This is a genomic window from Thermomonospora curvata DSM 43183 (assembly GCF_000024385.1).
Lineage (GTDB): Bacteria > Actinomycetota > Actinomycetes > Streptosporangiales > Streptosporangiaceae > Thermomonospora > Thermomonospora curvata.
In genome coordinates this window covers 5,460,926-5,479,467 of sequence record NC_013510.1, presented here as the reverse complement: position 1 = coordinate 5,479,467, position 18,542 = coordinate 5,460,926, and the positions used below count along the sequence as shown (strand labels likewise).

Annotated in this window: 14 protein-coding genes; 10 read left to right on the top strand and 4 right to left on the bottom strand. The window is 71.8% G+C overall.

What is annotated here, in order from left to right; all coding sequences use genetic code 11:
- The first annotated feature begins 85 nt into the window (after positions 1-85).
- The gene (locus TCUR_RS26115) at positions 86-1,519 is read left to right on the top strand and encodes a hypothetical protein (protein WP_148233113.1); all 1,434 of its coding nucleotides are present in this window, start codon (positions 86-88) and stop codon (positions 1,517-1,519) included.
- A 731-nt stretch (positions 1,520-2,250) separates the two neighbouring features.
- Here TCUR_RS26115 and TCUR_RS23685 read toward each other — a convergent pair.
- Positions 2,251-2,649, bottom strand: a complete 399-nt coding sequence (locus TCUR_RS23685) for a hypothetical protein (RefSeq protein ID WP_245536932.1) — start codon at positions 2,647-2,649, stop codon at positions 2,251-2,253.
- A gap of 75 nt (positions 2,650-2,724) precedes the next feature.
- Positions 2,725-5,148 (bottom strand): DEAD/DEAH box helicase, encoded by a 2,424-nt coding sequence (locus tag TCUR_RS23680; RefSeq protein ID WP_012855128.1) that lies wholly within the window; start codon positions 5,146-5,148, stop codon positions 2,725-2,727.
- A 244-nt stretch (positions 5,149-5,392) separates the two neighbouring features.
- On the opposite strand from TCUR_RS23680, the gene TCUR_RS23675 reads away from it, so the two are divergent.
- The 7 genes from TCUR_RS23675 to TCUR_RS23645 all read left to right on the top strand — a co-directional run bounded on the left by TCUR_RS23675 (position 5,393) and on the right by TCUR_RS23645 (position 13,207).
- Entirely contained in the window at positions 5,393-5,746 is a 354-nt protein-coding gene (locus TCUR_RS23675; RefSeq protein WP_012855127.1) for an STAS domain-containing protein, read from the top strand.
- 26 nt (positions 5,747-5,772) lie between these two features.
- The gene (locus TCUR_RS23670) at positions 5,773-6,240 is read left to right on the top strand and encodes an ATP-binding protein (RefSeq protein WP_012855126.1); all 468 of its coding nucleotides are present in this window, start codon (positions 5,773-5,775) and stop codon (positions 6,238-6,240) included.
- 568 nt (positions 6,241-6,808) lie between these two features.
- Positions 6,809-9,286 (top strand): sodium-translocating pyrophosphatase, encoded by a 2,478-nt coding sequence (locus TCUR_RS23665; protein WP_012855125.1) that lies wholly within the window; start codon positions 6,809-6,811, stop codon positions 9,284-9,286.
- An 884-nt stretch (positions 9,287-10,170) separates the two neighbouring features.
- Positions 10,171-10,959, top strand: a complete 789-nt coding sequence (locus TCUR_RS23660; RefSeq protein WP_148233112.1) for an SAM-dependent methyltransferase — start codon at positions 10,171-10,173, stop codon at positions 10,957-10,959.
- 390 nt (positions 10,960-11,349) lie between these two features.
- On the top strand, positions 11,350-11,817 hold the full coding sequence (locus tag TCUR_RS23655; RefSeq protein WP_012855122.1) for a SixA phosphatase family protein: 468 nt from the start codon (positions 11,350-11,352) through the stop codon (positions 11,815-11,817).
- 97 nt (positions 11,818-11,914) lie between these two features.
- Positions 11,915-12,241, top strand: coding sequence for an SRPBCC family protein (locus TCUR_RS23650; protein WP_052305610.1), 327 nt, complete (start codon positions 11,915-11,917; stop codon positions 12,239-12,241).
- A gap of 120 nt (positions 12,242-12,361) precedes the next feature.
- Complete coding sequence (locus TCUR_RS23645) at positions 12,362-13,207, top strand: alpha/beta fold hydrolase (protein WP_012855120.1); 846 nt, start codon at positions 12,362-12,364, stop codon at positions 13,205-13,207.
- 20 nt (positions 13,208-13,227) lie between these two features.
- Here the strand turns inward: TCUR_RS23645 and serB are convergent, their stop codons facing one another.
- A complete protein-coding gene (gene serB, locus TCUR_RS23640; protein WP_012855119.1) occupies positions 13,228-14,439 on the bottom strand; it encodes a phosphoserine phosphatase SerB in 1,212 nt (403 codons plus the stop codon).
- Between the two features lie 126 nt (positions 14,440-14,565).
- Positions 14,566-16,035 (bottom strand): MFS transporter, encoded by a 1,470-nt coding sequence (locus tag TCUR_RS23635; protein WP_012855118.1) that lies wholly within the window; start codon positions 16,033-16,035, stop codon positions 14,566-14,568.
- Between the two features lie 882 nt (positions 16,036-16,917).
- Between TCUR_RS23635 and TCUR_RS23630 the strand changes: the two genes are divergently transcribed.
- Positions 16,918-17,697, top strand: a complete 780-nt coding sequence (locus tag TCUR_RS23630; RefSeq protein ID WP_012855117.1) for a PP2C family protein-serine/threonine phosphatase — start codon at positions 16,918-16,920, stop codon at positions 17,695-17,697.
- 237 nt (positions 17,698-17,934) lie between these two features.
- Positions 17,935-18,531 (top strand): RDD family protein, encoded by a 597-nt coding sequence (locus TCUR_RS23625; RefSeq protein ID WP_012855116.1) that lies wholly within the window; start codon positions 17,935-17,937, stop codon positions 18,529-18,531.
- Positions 18,532-18,542: the final 11 nt, after the last annotated feature.

Below are 18,542 nucleotides of genomic sequence, written 5' to 3'. Positions count from 1 at the left end.
CACGATCTTCGCGAACCCGACGGCCGTCCACGCGGTCTCCGGCAGGCTTCCCTCCGGCAACATCACCGCTCCGGCGGACGGAGCCGTGATCACCAGTGGGACGCAGGTGACCGCCCGCGCCACCTTCAGGGACATGCTGCTCGGCGTCAGATTGCGGGTCAAAACCCCCGACGGCGGCGACCAGCTGCTGGCCAGCGGCAGCATGAAGGGCGAGATCTCGGGAACCTTCAACATCCGCCGCAACGGCCGCTACACCGTGCGCCTGGTCGGGACGACCACGACGGTGTACGACACCAGCACCATCGTGGTGAAGGTGCCGCCGGCCACGCCGTCGGGGCTGTCGGCGAAGGTCTCCGGCGGCACGCTGTCGGTCACCTGGAACCTCGGCCTGGAGGACGACCTCACCGGCTACACCGTGCAGGCCGGTGGCGTGGGCAGCAAGTCCGGCTCCCCCCAGAGCCTGTGCAGCGGGACGATCTGCTCCGCCAAGTTCAGCCTCGGCTCCGTGCAGGCCGATTCGGTGAGGGTGAGCGTCAGCGCCCGGCGGCCCGACGGGCTCGGCGGGTCCGTCTCATCCGGCGCCGCTTCCACGTCCGTCCAGATTCCCGGTGGCGGCGGTGACGGCGATGACGGCGGTCGCGGCGGCGACAACGGCGGCGGCGGTGACAACGGCGGCAACGGAGGCAACGGAGGCGGCGGCAGCCCGCTGCCGCTGCCGGAGTTCAACGGAGAGGGCGGAGGGAACGGCGGTGGCGGCGGCACCCCGCTGACGCCGTTCAACGACGAGTCCCCGATCACGCTCCCGAGCGTCCAGCCCGATGGCGCGACGCCCGGCTTCACCTACCCGGCCCCCCTGGTCGCGGGACAGAACGCAGACGGCCCGGACTCCGCCATCAGCGGCCTTCAGTGGGGCAAGAGCGTGGCCACCGCCCTGATCCTGCTGCTCGTCGCGGCTCACCTGGGAACCTGGACGCGGCGCATGCGCGTGGCCCAGGCCGGGCTCAGCAGCCGCGGCATGGCGGCCAGGGCCGCTCGCAGCGGCAGCGGGCGGGCCCGCGTGGAGCGAACCCAAAAGCACATCGCCCGTGCCCAGTCCTCCGCCAAGTCTCCTTCCGGGCTCCGCCGCCTCCTCGGCGGAGGCACGGCCGCGAAGCAGACCCCCGGTGCGAAGACCCGTCCGGCTCCCGCCGCCCCGAAGACCAGGCGGCCCGCCCGCGGCGCCACTCCCGCCGTGAAGCCGGGCGCGTCCGTCCGCGGCACCGCGCCCGCCGCCAAACCCGGAGCACCCGCACGCGGCGGCATGCCTTCGGGCAGGCCCGCTCCGTCCGCTCACGGCGCCGCACCTCCCACCAGGCCCCAGCCGATCGTTCGTGACGGGGCGCCCGCCGCCAAACCCGGAGCGGAGATGCGCCCCGGTGCGCCCGTCATGAAGCCGGGCTCCGCCCCCCGGGCCGGTGCGCCCGCCGCCGGGCCGGCTGCCGGCGGCGCGCAGGCTCCCACCGGCAAGGCCGATCGCTGAGCCTGAAAACCGTGGAGCGGCCCACCGGCTGCCGCATCCGGCGGCCGGTGGGCCGCATCTGGCCGGGATGAGCCGCTTCGACGGCGACGAGACCGCCACCGCAAGGCGTGAACGCGCCCATGCAGTGAGGCTTTCTCAACGAAAAAAGGAGCGCGCTTCCCTGCAGTAGCGACTCCCAGCAGAGCGAAAGCGCGCCCGGCGGTGGACGCCCTCGTCTCCGGTAGCGACGGCATGGGCCTTCGGGGGGCGCCCCTGCGCCGTTCTTCCTCTGCATTCGCCGGTGCTCATGCGCCAACCCATGGGGCGATGCCGCTTCTCGGCGCCTACTCGTTGAGAAAACCTCGGTGAGCCTTTTCACCACGCGGTCTTGGACACCTGAGGCGGGAGCCCCGGCGGTATTCGAAGGCACGACGTTGCAGGTCACCGCACCGTTCCTGGCCTCAAGACCCCTATCCCCACTTGGGGAACATCGTGTTGAAAAAGGTTCTCGGGCGGGGACGCAGGCGGGACGTCATTGAGCGGGCCGCAAGGGCTGCGCGGCTCACGGCCGGGTGGGAGGAGAGGGCCGTCGGGATTGGCAGGCCGCGCCATGGCCCCGGTGGGAGGCGTCACGCCGTGAGGCGGGCTTGTATTCGCTGAGAGAACCTTGGTGACGTCCAGGTCTCTACGTCCTCACAGGGTTTTGCGCCGGAAACGGGGTGTTGCCCCCGCCAGGGCGTCCAGCGAAGGAGTCACTGGACGACGGGCTGCTGAGGGGGGTGTGGGTGGGACGGTGGCGACAGGGAATGCCCGGGGCCGGATTCGCGGCGGATGCGGGCCAGCTCGCGCTCCAGATGCCGCTTTTCCATCTCCAGGGCGGTGATGGACTCCTCGTGTTCTTCGCGGAGATAGCGCAGTTCGCGTTTGGTGCGCACATAGCGGTATGTCCCGAAGACCGCGAGGGTGAGGCCGGCGATGAAGACGGTGGCGACGATGACGCCGGCGAGGAAGACGTGCCACAGGGTGGTGACGCCCGGGACGGGCTCGCCGAAGACGAAAAGCTGCGCGGCGGCGTCATTGGCCAGCGCGGCGCCGATGCCGGCGGCGATCGCGGCGCCGGCGATGAACAGGCCCATGAAGATCATGTTCATGGTCTCCTCTCCGGGGGGCGGGAACCGGAGGATCTTCGTCAGGGAGGGAGGGTAGACCCTTTCGCAATCGGGGCGCTACGGTTCGGTGATCTTGGGGGCGCCGCGCAGCAGTTCGCCCAGCAAAATGACCGCACCCTGCTTGTGCAGGGGGTCGTTGCCGTTTCCGCATTTGGGGGACTGGATACACGAGGGGCAGCCGCTTTCGCATTCGCAGGCGAGAATGGCCTGCCGGGTGGCGTGCAGCCACTCGGCGGCGTCGCGATAGCCGCGCTCGGCGAAGCCCGCTCCGCCCTCGTGGCCGTCGTAGACGAACACGGTGAGCAGCCCGGTGTCGGGATGCAGGGCCGTGGAGACGCCGCCGATGTCCCACCGGTCGCAGGTGGCGAAGAGGGGGAGCAGCCCGATCGAGGCGTGCTCGGCGGCGTGGGCGGCGCCCGGCAGGTCCGCCGCGTCCAGGACCCCGGCCTGGCCGGGTGAGAGCGTCCACCAGACCGCGCGGGTGCGCAGGGTGCGGGGCGGCAGGTCGAGCGGTTTCTCGCCGAGCATCTCGCCGGACAGCAGGCGCCGCATCTGGTAGGCGACGACCTGCCTGGTGACCTCCACGGTGCCGAAGCACAGCCGGGCCTCGCCCCAGGCGCAGGTGCGGAGCGTTTCGATGATGCGGATGTCGGTGACGTCCCGGGCGACCGTGGAGTAGTCGGCCTCGGCGGGCTCGACCAGCGCGACCGCATCCTCCAGGTCCAGCGTCCGCACCAGGAACGACTCGCCCTGGTGCAGGTAGACCGCGCCTTCGTGGACGGTGCTGTGCGCCGACGGCTCGTCCACGGTGCCCAGCAGCCGCCCGGTGGAGGCCTCGACGACCTGGATCGGCTCGCCGCCGGCCCCCCGGATGTCGGTCAGGTCGCAGGCCCGCTCCCGCCGCGTCCAGTACCAGCCGGTGGCGCGCCGCCGCAGCATGCCGGACTCCACCAGCTCCGCCAGCACCTCGCCGGCCGCCGGGCCGAACAGCTCTGCGTCCGCCTCGGTCAGCGGCGACTCGGCGGCGGCCGCGCACAGGTGCGGCGCCAGGACGTAGGGGTTGTCGGGGTCCAGCACGGTCGCCTCGACGGGCGTACCGAAGATCGCCTCAGGGTGGTGCACCAGGTAGGTGTCCAGCGGGTCGTCCCGGGCCACCAGCACCGCCAGGGCCTCCCGCCCGGCGCGTCCGGCCCGTCCGGCCTGCTGCCACAGCGAGGCGCGGGTGCCGGGCCAGCCGCACACCAGCACCGCGTCCAGCCCGCTGACGTCCACGCCCAGCTCCAGGGCGTTGGTGGAGGCCAGCCCGATGATCCGGCGGGAGCGCAGCGCCTCCTCCAGCGCCCGCCGCTCCTCGGGCAGGTAGCCGGAGCGGTAGGCGGCCACCCGGTCGGCCAGGTCCGGCGCGGACTCCTGCAGGGCGCGGCGGGCGCTGAGCGCGATCGACTCGGCGCCGCGCCGGGAGCGGACGAACGCCAGCGTCTGCACGTCCTCGGCGACCAGGTCGGCCAGCAGCTCGGCGGTCTCGGCGGTGGCCGAGCGGCGCAGCGGGGCGCCGTGCTCGCCGCGCAGGTCCGTCAGCGGCGGCTCCCAGAGGGCGAACGCGGCGGCGGCCCGGGGCGAGGCGTCGTCGGTCACCGCCTCCACCGGCAGCCCGGTCAGCCGCCGGGCGGTCACGGCCGGCTCGGCGGTGGTGGCGGAGGCGAGGATGAAGACCGGCAAGGCCCCGTAGCGGGCGCACAGGCGGCGCAGCCGGCGCAGCACCTGGGCCACGTGGGAGCCGAACACGCCCCGGTACCCGTGCGCCTCGTCGATGATCACGTACCGGAGCCGGCGCAGGAACGCCGCCCAGCGGGCGTGTCCCGGCAGGATCGACCGGTGCAGCATGTCGGGGTTGGTGAGCACGTAGTTGGCGTACTTGCGCACCCATCCGCGTTCGTCGGGCGGGGTGTCGCCGTCGTAGGTCGCCGCCCGCAGCCGCGTCAGGCGCAGCGAGCGCAGCGAACGCAGCTGATCGGCCGCCAGCGCCTTGGTCGGGGCGAGGTAGAGCACCGTCCCCTCCCCGCCGTCCCGCGCGGCGGATGCGGGCCTTTCCCGCCCGGACGGGACGCCGGCGGGGGCGCGTTCGCCGGCGTCCTCGCCGAGGACGGCGGTGAGGGCGGGCAGCAGGTAGGCCAGGGACTTGCCGGAGGCGGTGCCGGTGGCGATGATCACCGAGCGGCCGGCGCGGGCCAGCTCGGCGGCCTGCACCTGGTGCCGCCAGGGGGCCTGGATGCCGGCCAGGGCCAGCCGGTCCACCAGTGTCCGCGACGTCCACGGCGGCCAGGGCGCCCGGTGGCCCGGCCGGGGCGGGACGCTGTGCACATGGGTGACCCGGCCGTCCCGCCGCGGGTCGGCGAGCAGCTTGGCCAGGACGCCGCCCCCACCGGGAGCGGGCCCGTCCCGCCCGGTGGAGCCCAAAGATCGAAAACTTTGTGCGGACACAGGTTTCCAGTCTGACATCCTGGGCACAAGGTGGAGATACGTCCCGGCGGCGACGTCGGCACCCCCTGCCCTCATCCACCGGGTGATACTCGGTTGCGCGCGGGCCTATGCAGGCGCGCTGACGCGGCATGGGGTCCGCGGGCCGTCACCTGGCGGAATCGCGTATGCGTGACGCCGGGTCGTGGTTGAATCACGGCGGGGTTCCGTTGCCCCGACCCAATGCGGCACGGCGCTGGAGGAGTCTGTGGACCTGAAGGTGAACGACTACACCACCGACGATGGCCTCACGGTCATCAGCGTGGAGGGCGAGATCGACGTCTACACGGCGCCGAAGCTTCGCGAGAAGCTCATCGATCTGGTCAACAAGGGGAAGTATCACCTCCTGGTGGACATGGAGAAGGTCGAGTTCCTGGACTCGACCGGGCTTGGCGTCCTGGTCGGCGGCCTCAAGCGGGTCCGCGCCCACGACGGTTCGCTGGAGCTGGTGTGCACCCAGGAGCGCATCCTGAAGATCTTCCGGATCACCGGGCTGACCAAGGTCTTCGGGATTCACGACTCCATCGAGGACGCCCAGGAGAAGCGCAAGGGCGCCAAGTAGCGGCTGCACGCGAGACGGCCCCCGAGATGGCGACAGTTGAGGTCACGTTCAGCGCGCTGCCCGCCCATGTGCGAACGGCGCGACTGATCGTCACCGCCGTGGCCCGGCGCAGCGGTGTGGCGGAGACACTGCTGGACGAGGTACGGCTGGCGGTCGGTGAGGCGTGCTCGCGGGCGGTGGAGGCTCATCTGCGGCACTGTCCGGACGAGCCCGTACGGCTGGAGCTGAGCGACGACGGCGGCCGGTTCGAGGTCGTCGTCAGCGACTCGGTCCCCGGAGACGACGCGGCGGGTGGTGCGGATCCGCAGCCCGTCACGCCGCCCCGGGGGGATGCCGGTCCGGGCTTTTCCCGCGGCGCCTTCGATCTGGGCGGCCTGGCCGACGATGTGTCGGAGCTGGGCCTGGCGGTGATCGAGGGCCTGGTCGACGACGTGGAGATCGGGTCCACCCCCAAGGGCGTCCAGATCCGCATGAGCTGGCCCAAGAGCACCTGACCCCCTCATCGTCGGGCGGGAGCGGCCCGCCCCGGCCCGCACGGAGCGCTCGCCCCGTGCGGGCCTTTTCATGCCCGCGGGCGGCTTCCGGAAAGGACGTCCCCGCAGGCGGCGGCCGGCGCGATTGATCGTCGAAATCCGTTTTCCGGCCCCTGGACGTCCGGGCTGAAAAACGCTATGAGATCATTTATCGGACGATATTTTCGATCTTGTCATCCGGATCGTGGTTAATTATGTTTATCGACCGGCCATATGGGGCCTGATTCGGATGATGAGGTGTGAATGATGATGGGCATGATGCCTGTGGTGAACGACTGAAATTTAAGCCGGTTCCCTGACCTGGGGTGATGCCGAGAAGGCGGGCCAGAACGCGAAATTACCAGGTATGTCCGGCGGCTTTTCGGGGAAGGCGGCATGCGTGCCCTCGGAGGCTTCTAATCCGGGCTTGGCCTGCGTAGACTCCCGGCACCCGCTACGCCCCGCGAGGTGTGCGAAATGCCCTGCGGGGTAGGCGGTGAAGATCGTCTGTTCGACGGTCCCGAGCGCAACGCCCTGTCGAGGAGGACAGATGTCTGGGCTTTCCCTGTCGAGCCCGGCCGGCGGCGCCGAAATCGATCTCGGTGGCGGCGACCTGGCCCTGGTCGCCATCGTCGGATTGGTCGCGCTGCTGGCGCTGATCGTCGCCGGATGGCTGGTCCGCGAGGTGCTGGCCGCCGGTCAGGGCACCGAGAAGATGCGCAACATCGCGCGGGCGGTGCAGATAGGCGCGGGCGCCTACCTGAAACGTCAATTCCGCACGGTGGCGATCTTCGTCGTGCTGATCCCGCTGCTGCTTTTGCTGCTGCCCGCCGACGACATGGCGGTGCGGATCGGCCGTTCGGTGTTCTTCGTGATCGGGGCGCTGTTCTCGGCGATCACCGGCTTCGCCGGCATGTGGCTGGCGGTGCGCGGCAACGTCCGGGTCGCCGCCGCGGCCCGGGACGGGGACGCGGCCGCCGAGCGGCGGGCCATGCGGCTGGCCTTCCGCACCGGCGGCGTGGCCGGCATGTTCACCGTGGGGTTGGGCCTGTTCGGCGCCGCCGTGGTGGTGCTGTCCTACCAGGGCGGCGCCCCGGGCGTGCTGGAGGGCTTCGGCTTCGGCGCCGCGCTGCTGGCGATGTTCATGCGGGTCGGCGGCGGCATCTTCACCAAGGCCGCCGACGTCGGCGCCGACCTGGTCGGCAAGGTCGAGCAAGGCATCCCCGAAGACGACCCGCGCAACCCGGCCACCATCGCCGACAACGTGGGCGACAACGTCGGCGACTGCGCCGGCATGGCCGCCGACCTGTTCGAGTCGTACGCGGTGACGCTGGTGGCGGCGCTGATCTTGGGCACCGTGGCGTTCGGCACCCACGGGCTGGTCTTCCCGCTGATCGTGCCCATGATCGGAGTGATCACCGCGATGATCGGGATCTTCGCGGTGGCGCCGCGGGCCCGGGACCGCTCCGGCATGACCGCCATCAACCGCGGCTTCTTCATCTCCGCGATCATCTCGGCGCTGCTGGTGGCGGTGGCCGCCTACGGCTACCTGCCGTCCTCCTTCGCCGAGCTCGGCGGCGTCACCGACCCGCAGATCACCGCGCTGGAGGCCGACCCGCGCCTGGTGGCGCTGGGCGCGGTGCTGATCGGGATCGTGCTGGCCAGCGCCATCCAGCTGCTGACCGGCTACTTCACCGAGACCACCCGCCGGCCGGTGCGGGAGGTCACCGCCAGCGCCCGCACCGGCCCGGCCACCGTGGTGCTGTCGGGGATCTCCCTGGGCCTGGAGTCGGCGGTCTACTCGGCCCTGGTGATCGGCGCCGCCGTGTACGGGGCGTTCCTGCTGGGCTTCGGCAACACCACGGTGGCGCTGTTCGCGGTGGCCATGGCGGGCACCGGGCTGCTCACCACGGTCGGCGTGATCGTGTCGATGGACACCTTCGGCCCGGTCTCCGACAACGCCCAGGGCATCGCGGAGATGTCCGGGGACGTGCACGGCGAGGGCGCCAAGGTGCTGGAGCGGCTGGACGCCGTCGGCAACACCACCAAGGCGATCACCAAGGGCATCGCCATCGCCACCGCCGTGCTGGCGGCCACCGCGCTGTTCGGCGCCTACCGGACGACCGTGGAGACGGCGCTGGCCGGGGCCTCGGCCGGGGTGCGGGACGCGCTGGGGACCTACGCCGACTTCAGCCTGTCGATCGACTCGCCGAACGTGCTGATCGGGCTGATCGTCGGCGCCGCGGTGGTGTTCCTGTTCTCCGGGCTGGCGATCATGGCGGTCAGCCGGGCGGCCGGCCGGGTGGTCATCGAGGTCCGCGAGCAGTTCCGCAGCAAGCCCGGGATCATGAACCACACCCAGGAGCCCGACTATGACCGGGTGGTCGACATCTGCACCCGCGACTCCCAGCGCGAGCTGGCCACCCCGGGCCTGCTGGCCATCATGACGCCGATCGCGGTGGGCTTCGGACTCGGGTACGCCCCGCTGGGGGCGTTCCTGGGCGGCGCCATCGCGGCCGGGGTGCTGATGGCGGTGTTCCTGGCCAACTCCGGCGGCGCCTGGGACAACGCCAAGAAGCTGGTGGAGGACGGCAAGCTGGGCGGCAAGGGCAGCGAGGCGCACGCCGCCACCGTGATCGGCGACACCGTGGGCGACCCGTTCAAGGACACCGCGGGCCCGGCCATCAACCCGCTGATCAAGGTGATGAACCTGGTGTCGCTGCTGATCGCGGACGCGATCGTGACCTACTTCGGCAACCTGCCGCTGCGGGTCGGCGTCACCGTGGCCGCGGTGCTCATCGTGATCGGCGCGATCGTCTGGTCCAGGAACCGGGCCGTCCCCATCGGCCCCGGCGGCGTCCCGCCCGCCGCCGGCAGCCCGGAGATGGCCGCGGTGGGCGCTTCCGGCGGCACTGCGCCAACCGCCGCGCCCTTGGCCGCCGAGCCGCCGCTCGAGACCCCGGCCTCCCGGGAGCCCGGCGGCACCGAACCGGCCGGCGGCCCCGCCCCCAAGCCGCCGTCCTCCTGAGGGGACGGCGCGCCGGGCTTGCCCGGCACGCCGTCCCCTCAGGCCGGGACCGGGGGTGTCCGCGGCCAGGGGCGAGCCGGTGCCGGCAACGGCCGTCTCGGCGTCCCGGCCTTCAAAGCCGCGCGCTGAGGAGGGTCGCTGAGCGGCGCACGCACTGACACGACGTTCCCGCAGGTGGGAGCGGGGGCCTGGGGGTCAAGGACGATGCCGTGACCGGCGACCTCATGACCTCGGATACCGTCTGAGCTCCCGTCGTCGGCGCCCAAGACCATGTGTTGAAAAAGGCTTACTGGGTGAGGCCCGGTGCGTGCGCCGCGGGGCCGGGCAAGCGGCCGAGGCGAAGAACGCAAGCACGCTCGAGGGTTCCCCTTCGCGCCGTGAAGGGGAACCCTCGCTTGCTCATGGTCCTGGGCATGCAGCCTTCCCCGACGCCCTGCGCATGCGAGGAGGAGCGAGGACGGGGCAGTTGCAGGGAACTTTTTCGGCGTGCCGCTGGGCGGTGCGGGGAGGGCGATGCCCTTCGGGCCTGCTGTTGAAGCCTTCGAAAGCATTGGGCCGGTTGAGCGGAGGTGGCCCGGTCGTCCTGTCAACGGTCGATCGAGGGGGCTGTTAAGGGGAATCCTCGCTTGCTCATGGTCCTGGGCGCGCAGCCTTCCCCGACGTCCTGCGTGTGCGGTGGGGAGCGAGGACGGAGCGTCTGCAGGGGACCTTTTCGGCGCGCCGCTGGGCGGTGCGGGGAGGGCGATGCCCTTCGGGCCTGCTGTTGAAGCCCTCGAAAGCATTGGGCCGGTTGAGCGGAGGTGGCCCGGTCGTCCTGCCAACGGTCGGATTGAGGGGACCGTTATTCGGATGCATGACCCGGCCGCCGCGGGGATCGTGAGGGCATGGGGATGGACGATGAGCAACTGCGGGCACAGCTGACGCTGCCGCGGTTTCCGCGTTCGGCGGCCTATGACCCCCGCTGGCTGATCCGCAACGTGATGGGGCCCAACCCGCTGTGGCTGCTGGAGGAGCTCACCGCGCGGATGCCGCTGCGGCCGGGGATGCGGGTGCTGGACCTGGGCTGCGGCAAGGCCGTGACCTCGATCTTCCTGGCCCGCGAGTTCGGGGTGACCGTGTGGGCGGCCGACCTGTGGGTCGCGCCCACCGAGAACCTGGCCCGCATCCGGGAGGCCGGGTGCGCCGACCGGGTCTTCCCCCTGCTGGCCGAGGCCAGGGAGCTGCCGTTCGCCCACGGCTACTTCGACGCGGTGATCAGCATCGACGCCTACCACTACTTCGGGACCGACGACTTCTACGTGGGCTACCTGGCCGACTTCATCCGGCCCGGCGGGCTGCTGGGCATCGCCGTGCCGGGGCTGCGCGCGGAGATCGACCGGGTGCCCGAGCACCTGCGCCCCTACTGGCAGTGGGAGTTCGCATCGCTGCACTCGGTCGGCTGGTGGCGCCGCCACTGGGAGCTCACCGGCAAGGTCGGCGTCCTGGACGCCTGGGAGCAGGACGACGGGTGGCGCTACTGGCGGCACTGGTGCCGGGTCTGCGCGCAGGCCGGTGAGGACGAGACGGTACGCGAGGCGTCCCGCCACGAGGCGCGGATGCTCGACGCCGACGAGGGGAGGACGTTCACCTTCGCCCTGCTGGTGGCGAAGAAGCCGGAGGTGGGAGGAACCTGACGGCCGGGGCAGGGGCAAGGGACCGTACTCTGGGTACAGGCATGACACACGCCCGCCGGCGGGCGGCGCGGCATTCGTCCGTGCCGTGTCCCGCTCGGCGGAGGTACGGGCCGGCGCAGCGAAGGGAAGACGGCGGGATGAGCGGCGATAGACCTCCGATGACAGGGGCGAAGGGATTCGCTGTGATCGTCGGTGGCATGTTCGGCATCATTGTGCTGCTCTGGGTGATCGCCGCCCTCGCCGCGCCCTGATCCCCCGCTCTCGCCGGGCGGAGCGGTCCGCGCACGGACGCGGTGCCGCCGCGATGACCGGCTGTTGAGAAGGTTCACCCGATCGGCAAGCGGTCGGGATGTTCACATGGCCGGGCGTGCGTGGTATTAGGGTGGGGCGATGCCCACTTTGATCGTTCTGCGTCATGCCAAGGCCGTCGACGGCGCCGGAATGGCCGACATCGACCGGCCGCTGGCGAGCCGGGGCCACCGTGACGCCGCGGCCACCGGCCAGTGGCTTCGTGAGAACGACCTGGTGCCCGATCTGGTGCTGTGCTCCACGGCGGTGCGCACCCGGGAGACCCTGGAGGATTTGGCGCTGCCGTCCCCGGTGGAGTTCGAGCCGGGTCTTTACGACAACCACGTCGACATCGCCTTCTCGCTGATCCGGGAGGTGGACGACGATGTCGACAGGCTGCTGGTGATCGGCCACAACCCCTCGATGCACCAACTGGTCTACGACCTGACCGGGGGTGCTCCAGAGTCGTTCCCCACCTGCGCCCTCGCGGTGATCGAACTGTCCGGTCCGTGGCCGGACACCTGGCCGGGCGGCGGGACGCTGCTGACCCACCGCACCCCCAAGGATTGACCCCGCCCGTCCGGCGATCACGCGGACGGCCCGGGCTCCGGCGGCGCTTCATCCCTCGCCGCACGGCTTCGCCGCCACCTGGGAATACGGCGGCAAGGTGAGCTGGATCGAGGTGCGCCTGACCGAGGAGGGCGGGAGCCGTACCCGCCTGGAGCTGGAGCACATCGCCCACGACGACATGTGGGAGCAGTACGGCCCCGGCGCCACCGGCATCGGCTGGGACTCGATCCTGCTCGGGCCGGCCGGCCACCTGTCCCCCGGCGCGGCATCACCCCCCGAGGAGTCCGCGGCCTGGATCGCCTCCGAGGAGGACAGGCTGTTCACGACCCTCAGCAGTGAGCGGTGGTGCGAGGCGAGCAACGCGGCGGACACCGACGAGGCCGCCGCCGAACGGGTCCTGGCCGCCCACACCGCCCGGGAGTGACCTCGGCACATCCGGCGGTGGCCGCCGTCCCGGCCGGTCGTGGGCCGCGTGAGGGCACGGCAGTCGTCCCGGACGGAAAGGGAGATGCCCGAACTCTCCCGGATATGATCATTTGCGCACATGATCCGCTTTCCGTCCTACGACGGCGCCCATCTGGCGGTCCACCCCACGGTCCAAGGCGGCCCGCCGCTGGTGTGCCTGCCGGGCGGCCCCGGCCGCGCCTCGCGCTACCTGGGAGACCTCGGCGGCCTGTCCCGGCACCGCCGGCTGCTGCGGCTGGACCTGCGCGGATCGGGGTATTCCGCATCCGGCGACCCGGCCGGCTACCGCTGTGACCGCATGGTCGCCGACGTGGAGGCGCTGCGCGTCCACCTGGGGCTGGAGCGCATGGACCTGCTCGCCCACTCGGCGGCCGGCAACCTGGCGCTCCTGTACGCCGCCCGCCACCCCGAACGGCTGCGCCGGCTCGTCCTGGTCACCCCCGACGCCCGGGCGGTGGGGATCTGCGTGACCGAGCGGGAACGCCGGGCCGTGCTGCGGCGGCGCGCCGACGAGCCCTGGTACGAGGACGCCTGCAAGGCGATCACGGCATGGCGGGCGGGGGAGGACACCCCCGCCATCCGGCTGGAGGCGGCCCCTTTCCGCTACGGACGCTGGAACGAGGCGGCGTTCGCCCACGCCCGCTGCGAGGAGGCGGAACTGGCCCGCTCCCGTCCCGTCGCCGCCGGCTACTACGCCGAGGGCGCTTTCGACCCGGCCCTCACCCGCCGGGCGCTGGCGTGCCTGCAGGCCCCGGTGCTGGTCATCGCCGGGGCCCTGGACCCCGACCTCACCCCGGAGCGGGCCGCCGAACTGGCCCGCCTCTTCCCCGACGGCCGTCTCGTCGTCGACGACTGCTCCGCCCACTTCCCGTGGGTCACCATGCCGCGGTGGTTCACCAAGACGGTTCACGACTTCCTGCGGTGACCGCCGGCGGACGGGCGGTTTCAGTACTGCAGGAAGGGCTCCTGGTCCTCGGCGTCGGCGGCCTCGATCTCGTCGCGGGAGATGCCCAGCAGGAACAAGATGGTGTCCAGGTAGGGCACGTTGACGGCGGTGTCGGCGGCCTGGCGGACCACCGGCTTGGCGTTGTAGGCCACGCCCAGCCCGGCGGCCTGCAGCATGTCCAGGTCGTTGGCGCCGTCCCCGATCGCCACGGTCTGGCTGATCGGGACGCCGGCGCGGCGGGCGAAGTCCTCCAGGGCGCGGGCCTTGCCGGCGCGGTCGATGATCGGGCCGACCAGCCGGCCGGTGAGCTTGCCGTCGCAGATCTCCAGCGTGTTGGCGGCCGAGTAGTCGATGCCCAGCTCCTCCACCAGGGAGTCGGTGATCTGGGTGAAGCCGCCGCTGACGATGGCGAACTTGTAGTCCAGCCGCTTGAGGGTGCGCACCATGGTGCGGGCCCCGGCGGCCAGGCGGATCTTGCGGCGGACCTCCTCCAGGCAGGAGGCGTCCAGCCCGGCCAGCAGGGCGACGCGCTCGCGCAGTGAGCCTTCGAAGTCCAGCTCGCCGCGCATGGCGGCCTCGGTGACCTTGGCCACCTCGTCCAGGCAGCCGGCCTGCTCGGCCAGCAGCTCGATGACCTCCCCCTGGATGAGGGTGGAGTCCACGTCCATCACGATCAGCCGCTTGGCGCGCCGGTGCAGGCCGGACGGCTGCACGGCCACGTCCACCTGCTGGGCGGCGGCCTCGGCGGCCAGCGCACCGCGCAGCGCCTCCGGGTCGGCGCCCGAGACGTCCATCTCGATGCAGGTGACCGGGTAGCGGGCCAGGCGCTCGATGCGGTCGATGTTGGCGCCGGCCGCGGCGATCCGCCCGGCGATCCCGGCCATCGCGGCCGGGCGCAGCGGGTTGCCCAGCACCGTCACGTGCAGCCGGCCGCGCCGCCGCGGGGCGTCCCGGTCGCGGGCGGTGGAGACCTCGACCTCCATGTCCAGGTCGGTGGCCACCTTCTCGGCGGCCGTCCACACCTTGCCGATGTCGGTGCCCCGGGCATAGGACAGCAGCACGCCGAGGATCAGCCGGCCGCGGATGACGACCTGTTCGACGTCGGTCACCGTTACCGGGAACTCCGCGAGCGTGGCGAACAGACGTGAGGTGACGCCCGGTCGGTCACGGCCGGTGAGCGTGATGAGCAGCGTGCGCTGTGAGCCGTCCATGCTGGAACCTACGCTACCGGTCCGGCGCGGGTGTCCGGGGCGTGGGGGGAGGCCGCACCGCCTGCTCGGCCTCGCACGAGCCGCGAAGAAGGGACGTTCTTTAAAAAAGGGACGTTGTGGGACTGGTCACGGCCTGGCCTCCACCCGCCGGGCCGCGACGACGCCCACCACCGCGATGACGACCAGCAGCGCCGCGCCGGTCCGCAGCCCCAGCTCCAGCCGGTCGGCGCCGAAGGCGGTGGCCAGCGCGCCGGCCAGGCCGATCGCCAAGGACGAGCCCAGCGTGTCGCTGAGCTGCAGCGCCGAGGTGTTGACGCCCTGCTCCTCCACCGGCGACTGGTTGAGGATCAGCACGCTCAGGCCGCTGAGCGCCAGACCCATCCCGGCCCCGCCGACCACCCAGGCCGGGGCCGCCCACCAGCCCGACAGCTGCAGCGCCACGGAGGTCGCCACCACCCCGACGGCCACCAGCACCGCCCCGCTCAGCACGAAGAACGCCCGGGGACGCCGGGAGCGCCCCTGGTACTGGGAGGCGGCCGACCAGCTCAGCGACGCCAGCGTCAGCACCAGTCCCGCCTGGGTGGGGCTGAAACCGTGCAGCGAGGTCAACGCCAGCGGGATGAACACGTCGGTGCCGAAGAACGCCCCCGCCAGCAGGCCGCGCGCCGCCACCGTGGCCGGCACGCCGCGCCGCAGCCGCAGCGTCCCGGGCGGCAGCAGCCTGGGCAGCCCCCAGCCCAGCCCGGCCAGGCCCAGCACCGCCGCCGGCAGTGCCGACAGGCCCGGGGCGTCCGCCGCGTACAGCACCGCGGCGGCGGCGAAGGCGGTGACGAAGGCGGCTTTCACCCGGCCCTGCCGGGCGGACGGGGCGCTTTGCGGCTCGGCCCGCCCGATCGACCGCAGCGCCGGCAGGAGCATCAGCGCGGCCGGGACGACCAAGGGCACCAGGCCCAGGAAGACCAGCCGCCAGTGGACGTGCTCGGCGATGACGCCGCCGGCGCTCGGCCCGATCAGCGAGGGCAGCACCCAGGCGGTGGAGGTCGCCGCGAACACCCTCGGCCGCAGCCGCTCCGGGTAGACCCGGGCGACCATCACGTACACCGCCACCAGCGTCAGGCCGGAGCCGACGCCCTGCACGGCCCGCCCGGCGACCAGCGCCGCCATCCACGGCGCGGTCCCGGCGATCACCAGCCCGGCCACGAAGACCGCCAGCCCGCTCAGCAGCGGCCGGGCCGGGCCGCGGCGGTCGATCCAGCCGCCGGCCAGCACGGTGGCGAGCATGCTGAAGATCAGCATCCCGCTGAAGCTCCAGCCGTACAGCGGCAGCCCGTCCAGGTCGTCGGCCACCACCGGCATCACCGTGCCGACCGCCATGGTCTCGAACGCCAGCAGGGTGATGACCAGCACGATGCCCATGGTCGGCAGCCGGTACCGGCCGCTCAGCAGGCCGGGGGCCGGGCGGGAGGGGTCGGCCTTGGCGGATTCGACGTCCGTGGGATGCTCCTTCGTCGCGGTCGTGGCGGCGGGCGCCTTGGGGGATTCGGCGAAGAAAGTCGCCTCCGCGAGGATACGGGCCCGCGTCCCTCCCGGCTCCACCAGGTGAACCCGCAGGTCAGGCCCTCGGGGTGCGGCGTGTCGGCATCCGGCCCGCCGGGCGCCGGGCGGGCGATGGGGGCCTTGGGCCGGTTGGAGGGTGCGCGGCGATGCACGCGCACAAAGATCGGCAAAGGATGTATAACGCCCCAGTGGGACGATGTGCCGAAGGGCACCGTGGCGCAGAATGACCGGGCGGGTTATGCGGTTCGCCCAAGAGTCTGATTCGCGATGGCCATTGCGGGGAGTACGGTCGGCAACGTGGGCATTGAGCACAAGAGCTGCGCGGAGCCGGGTGGACCCCTGCACGCGGTGAGTTCGGCGGTGCCCACGGTCACCGGCCGCCGGCCGGTGTGCGGGGCGCTCGGAGGGCTCGGGCGGTCCGCCGGCGGGTACGGCCGTATGCGAGCACGCGCCGCTGCGGTATGGGCGGACGCCACGGGGCATCTCCATCGGGACGCCGCCGTACCCGTCCTCGCACAGGAGATCGGGACGGTGACGCCCGGCGACGGGCAAGCCGCCGGGCCGGGGCGCCGGTCACCCGCCGGACGGCTCTGCGGCCCGGGACGACGGGCTCCGGTGCCGATCGCGCCGGGCCGCTCGGCCCCGAAGAGCGAACCTTTTTCAACGCCCCGTCCCCGCGGGCCGAGACGGGGGCACCGCAGTGAGGGAGGATGCCGTGGCCTGGAACGTCCCGGTACCGGGCGCCGCCCGGGTTCCCGTTCCCGGCGTCCGAGGACACGCGTTGAAAAAGGTTCAGTAATCTGCTCGTGAAGCTGGGGGTGCAGGATCGTACTCAGACGGCTTGGCAGGCCGTCCGCCACGGCCTGGCCGAAGGCTGACGGCTGATCGAACTCTCATGACTGGATCGTCATCGAAATCGGTATGAACGTAACAATCAAGTATGCGGCAGGCTCTGACATAGGCTGCGTCCGGCAGAACAACGAGGACTCGGCCTACGCCGGGCCCCGGCTCATCGCGGTCGCCGACGGGATGGGCGGTTACGCGGGCGGTGAGGTGGCCAGCTCCACCGTCATCGGGTCGTTGCGCTCACTGGACACCGACGTCCCCGTTGACGATCTGGAAAGCGCACTGGCGCGGGCCGTCGCCGAAGCCAACGAGAAATTGCGAATCGCCCGGGAAGAACGCCCGGACCTCAGCAGAATGGGCACCACCTTGACCGCGATGCTGTGGTCGGGGACGAAAGCCGCCTTGGCTCATATCGGAGACTCTCGGGGTTATATGCTCCGCGACGGTGAGCTGTTCCAGATCACCAAGGATCACACGATGAAGGAACTGCTCAACCCCGATTCCGGCAACGGGCCGGATGAGAGCGCAGAGGCGTCCCGGCTTTCGCATGTGCTCTACCGGGTGCTGGACGGGCGCGAGGACCGCGAGCCCGACCTGTACCGCCGCGAGGCCCGGCTGGGCGACCGCTATCTGCTGTGCTCCGACGGGCTGTCGGGTGTGGTGGACCCGCAGACCATCTACGAGGTGCTCACCCGGGAGGCCGAGCCCGCCGACGCCATCGGCCACCTCATCGCGCTGGCCAGGGAGGGCGGCGGCCCCGACAACATCACCTGCGTGATCGCCGATGTGGTCGAAGCGGACCAGGTCGGCGCCGTGCGCGAACCCCAGATCGTGGGAGCGGCCGAGCGGCTGTAAGAACCGATCGCCCTGAGTTTTCACACCCGGCCTGATCCGCGGCCGGGTGAGCACCCCTTTACGCCGGAGGGGATGCCCGACTCATTTCGTCCGGCTATGGTGGCACTCGATGCCAGGGGCTCTCGGGCCGACGACCCGAGCCGCGCAGGTGATCGCACATTTTGGACACGCCGCAGGGAGCCGGGCGGCTTCGATGTGCGTCCCAGTCATCAAAGGGGCGATCAGTAAGGAGTGAGCGTGGGCAGTCCCTACGGCCAGTACCCCCAGCAGCCCGGCTACGGCCAGAATCCGCCCTACCCCGGTTACGTCCAGCAGCCGGGGTACCCCCCGCAGCCGGCTCCCGTCCCGCCGGTCGAGATCCATCACCACCACTACGGCCGGCCTTCCCGCCCCTATGCCGAATGGGGCGCCCGGGTCGCCGCGAGCCTGCTCGACGGCCTGGTGATCGGCGGTCCGGCGCTTTTCCTGTCCCTTTTGGGCGTTGTGCTGATGGCGGTGGGCTTCGCCGGCGGCCCCGGCGAGGAGAACGCCGGGCTGGTCGGTCTGGGCTTCATCCTCCTGCTGGTGGCCTGCCTGGCGGTGGCGGTCGCCGGGCTGTGGTCGGTGCACCTGGAGGGCACCACCGGCCAGACGTTCGGCAAACGGCGCATGAACATCATGCTCGTGGCCGAGCATTCCGGCCAGCCGATCGGCTTCGGCGCGGCCTTCGTCCGCCGGATGGCCCATGGGCTGGACGGATTCGCCTTCTGCCTCGGTTTCCTGTGGCCGCTGTTCGATCCCAAGAAGCAGACCTTCGCCGACAAGGTGATGGGCACCGTCGTGGTCCAGCTGTAAGACCCGCGGCG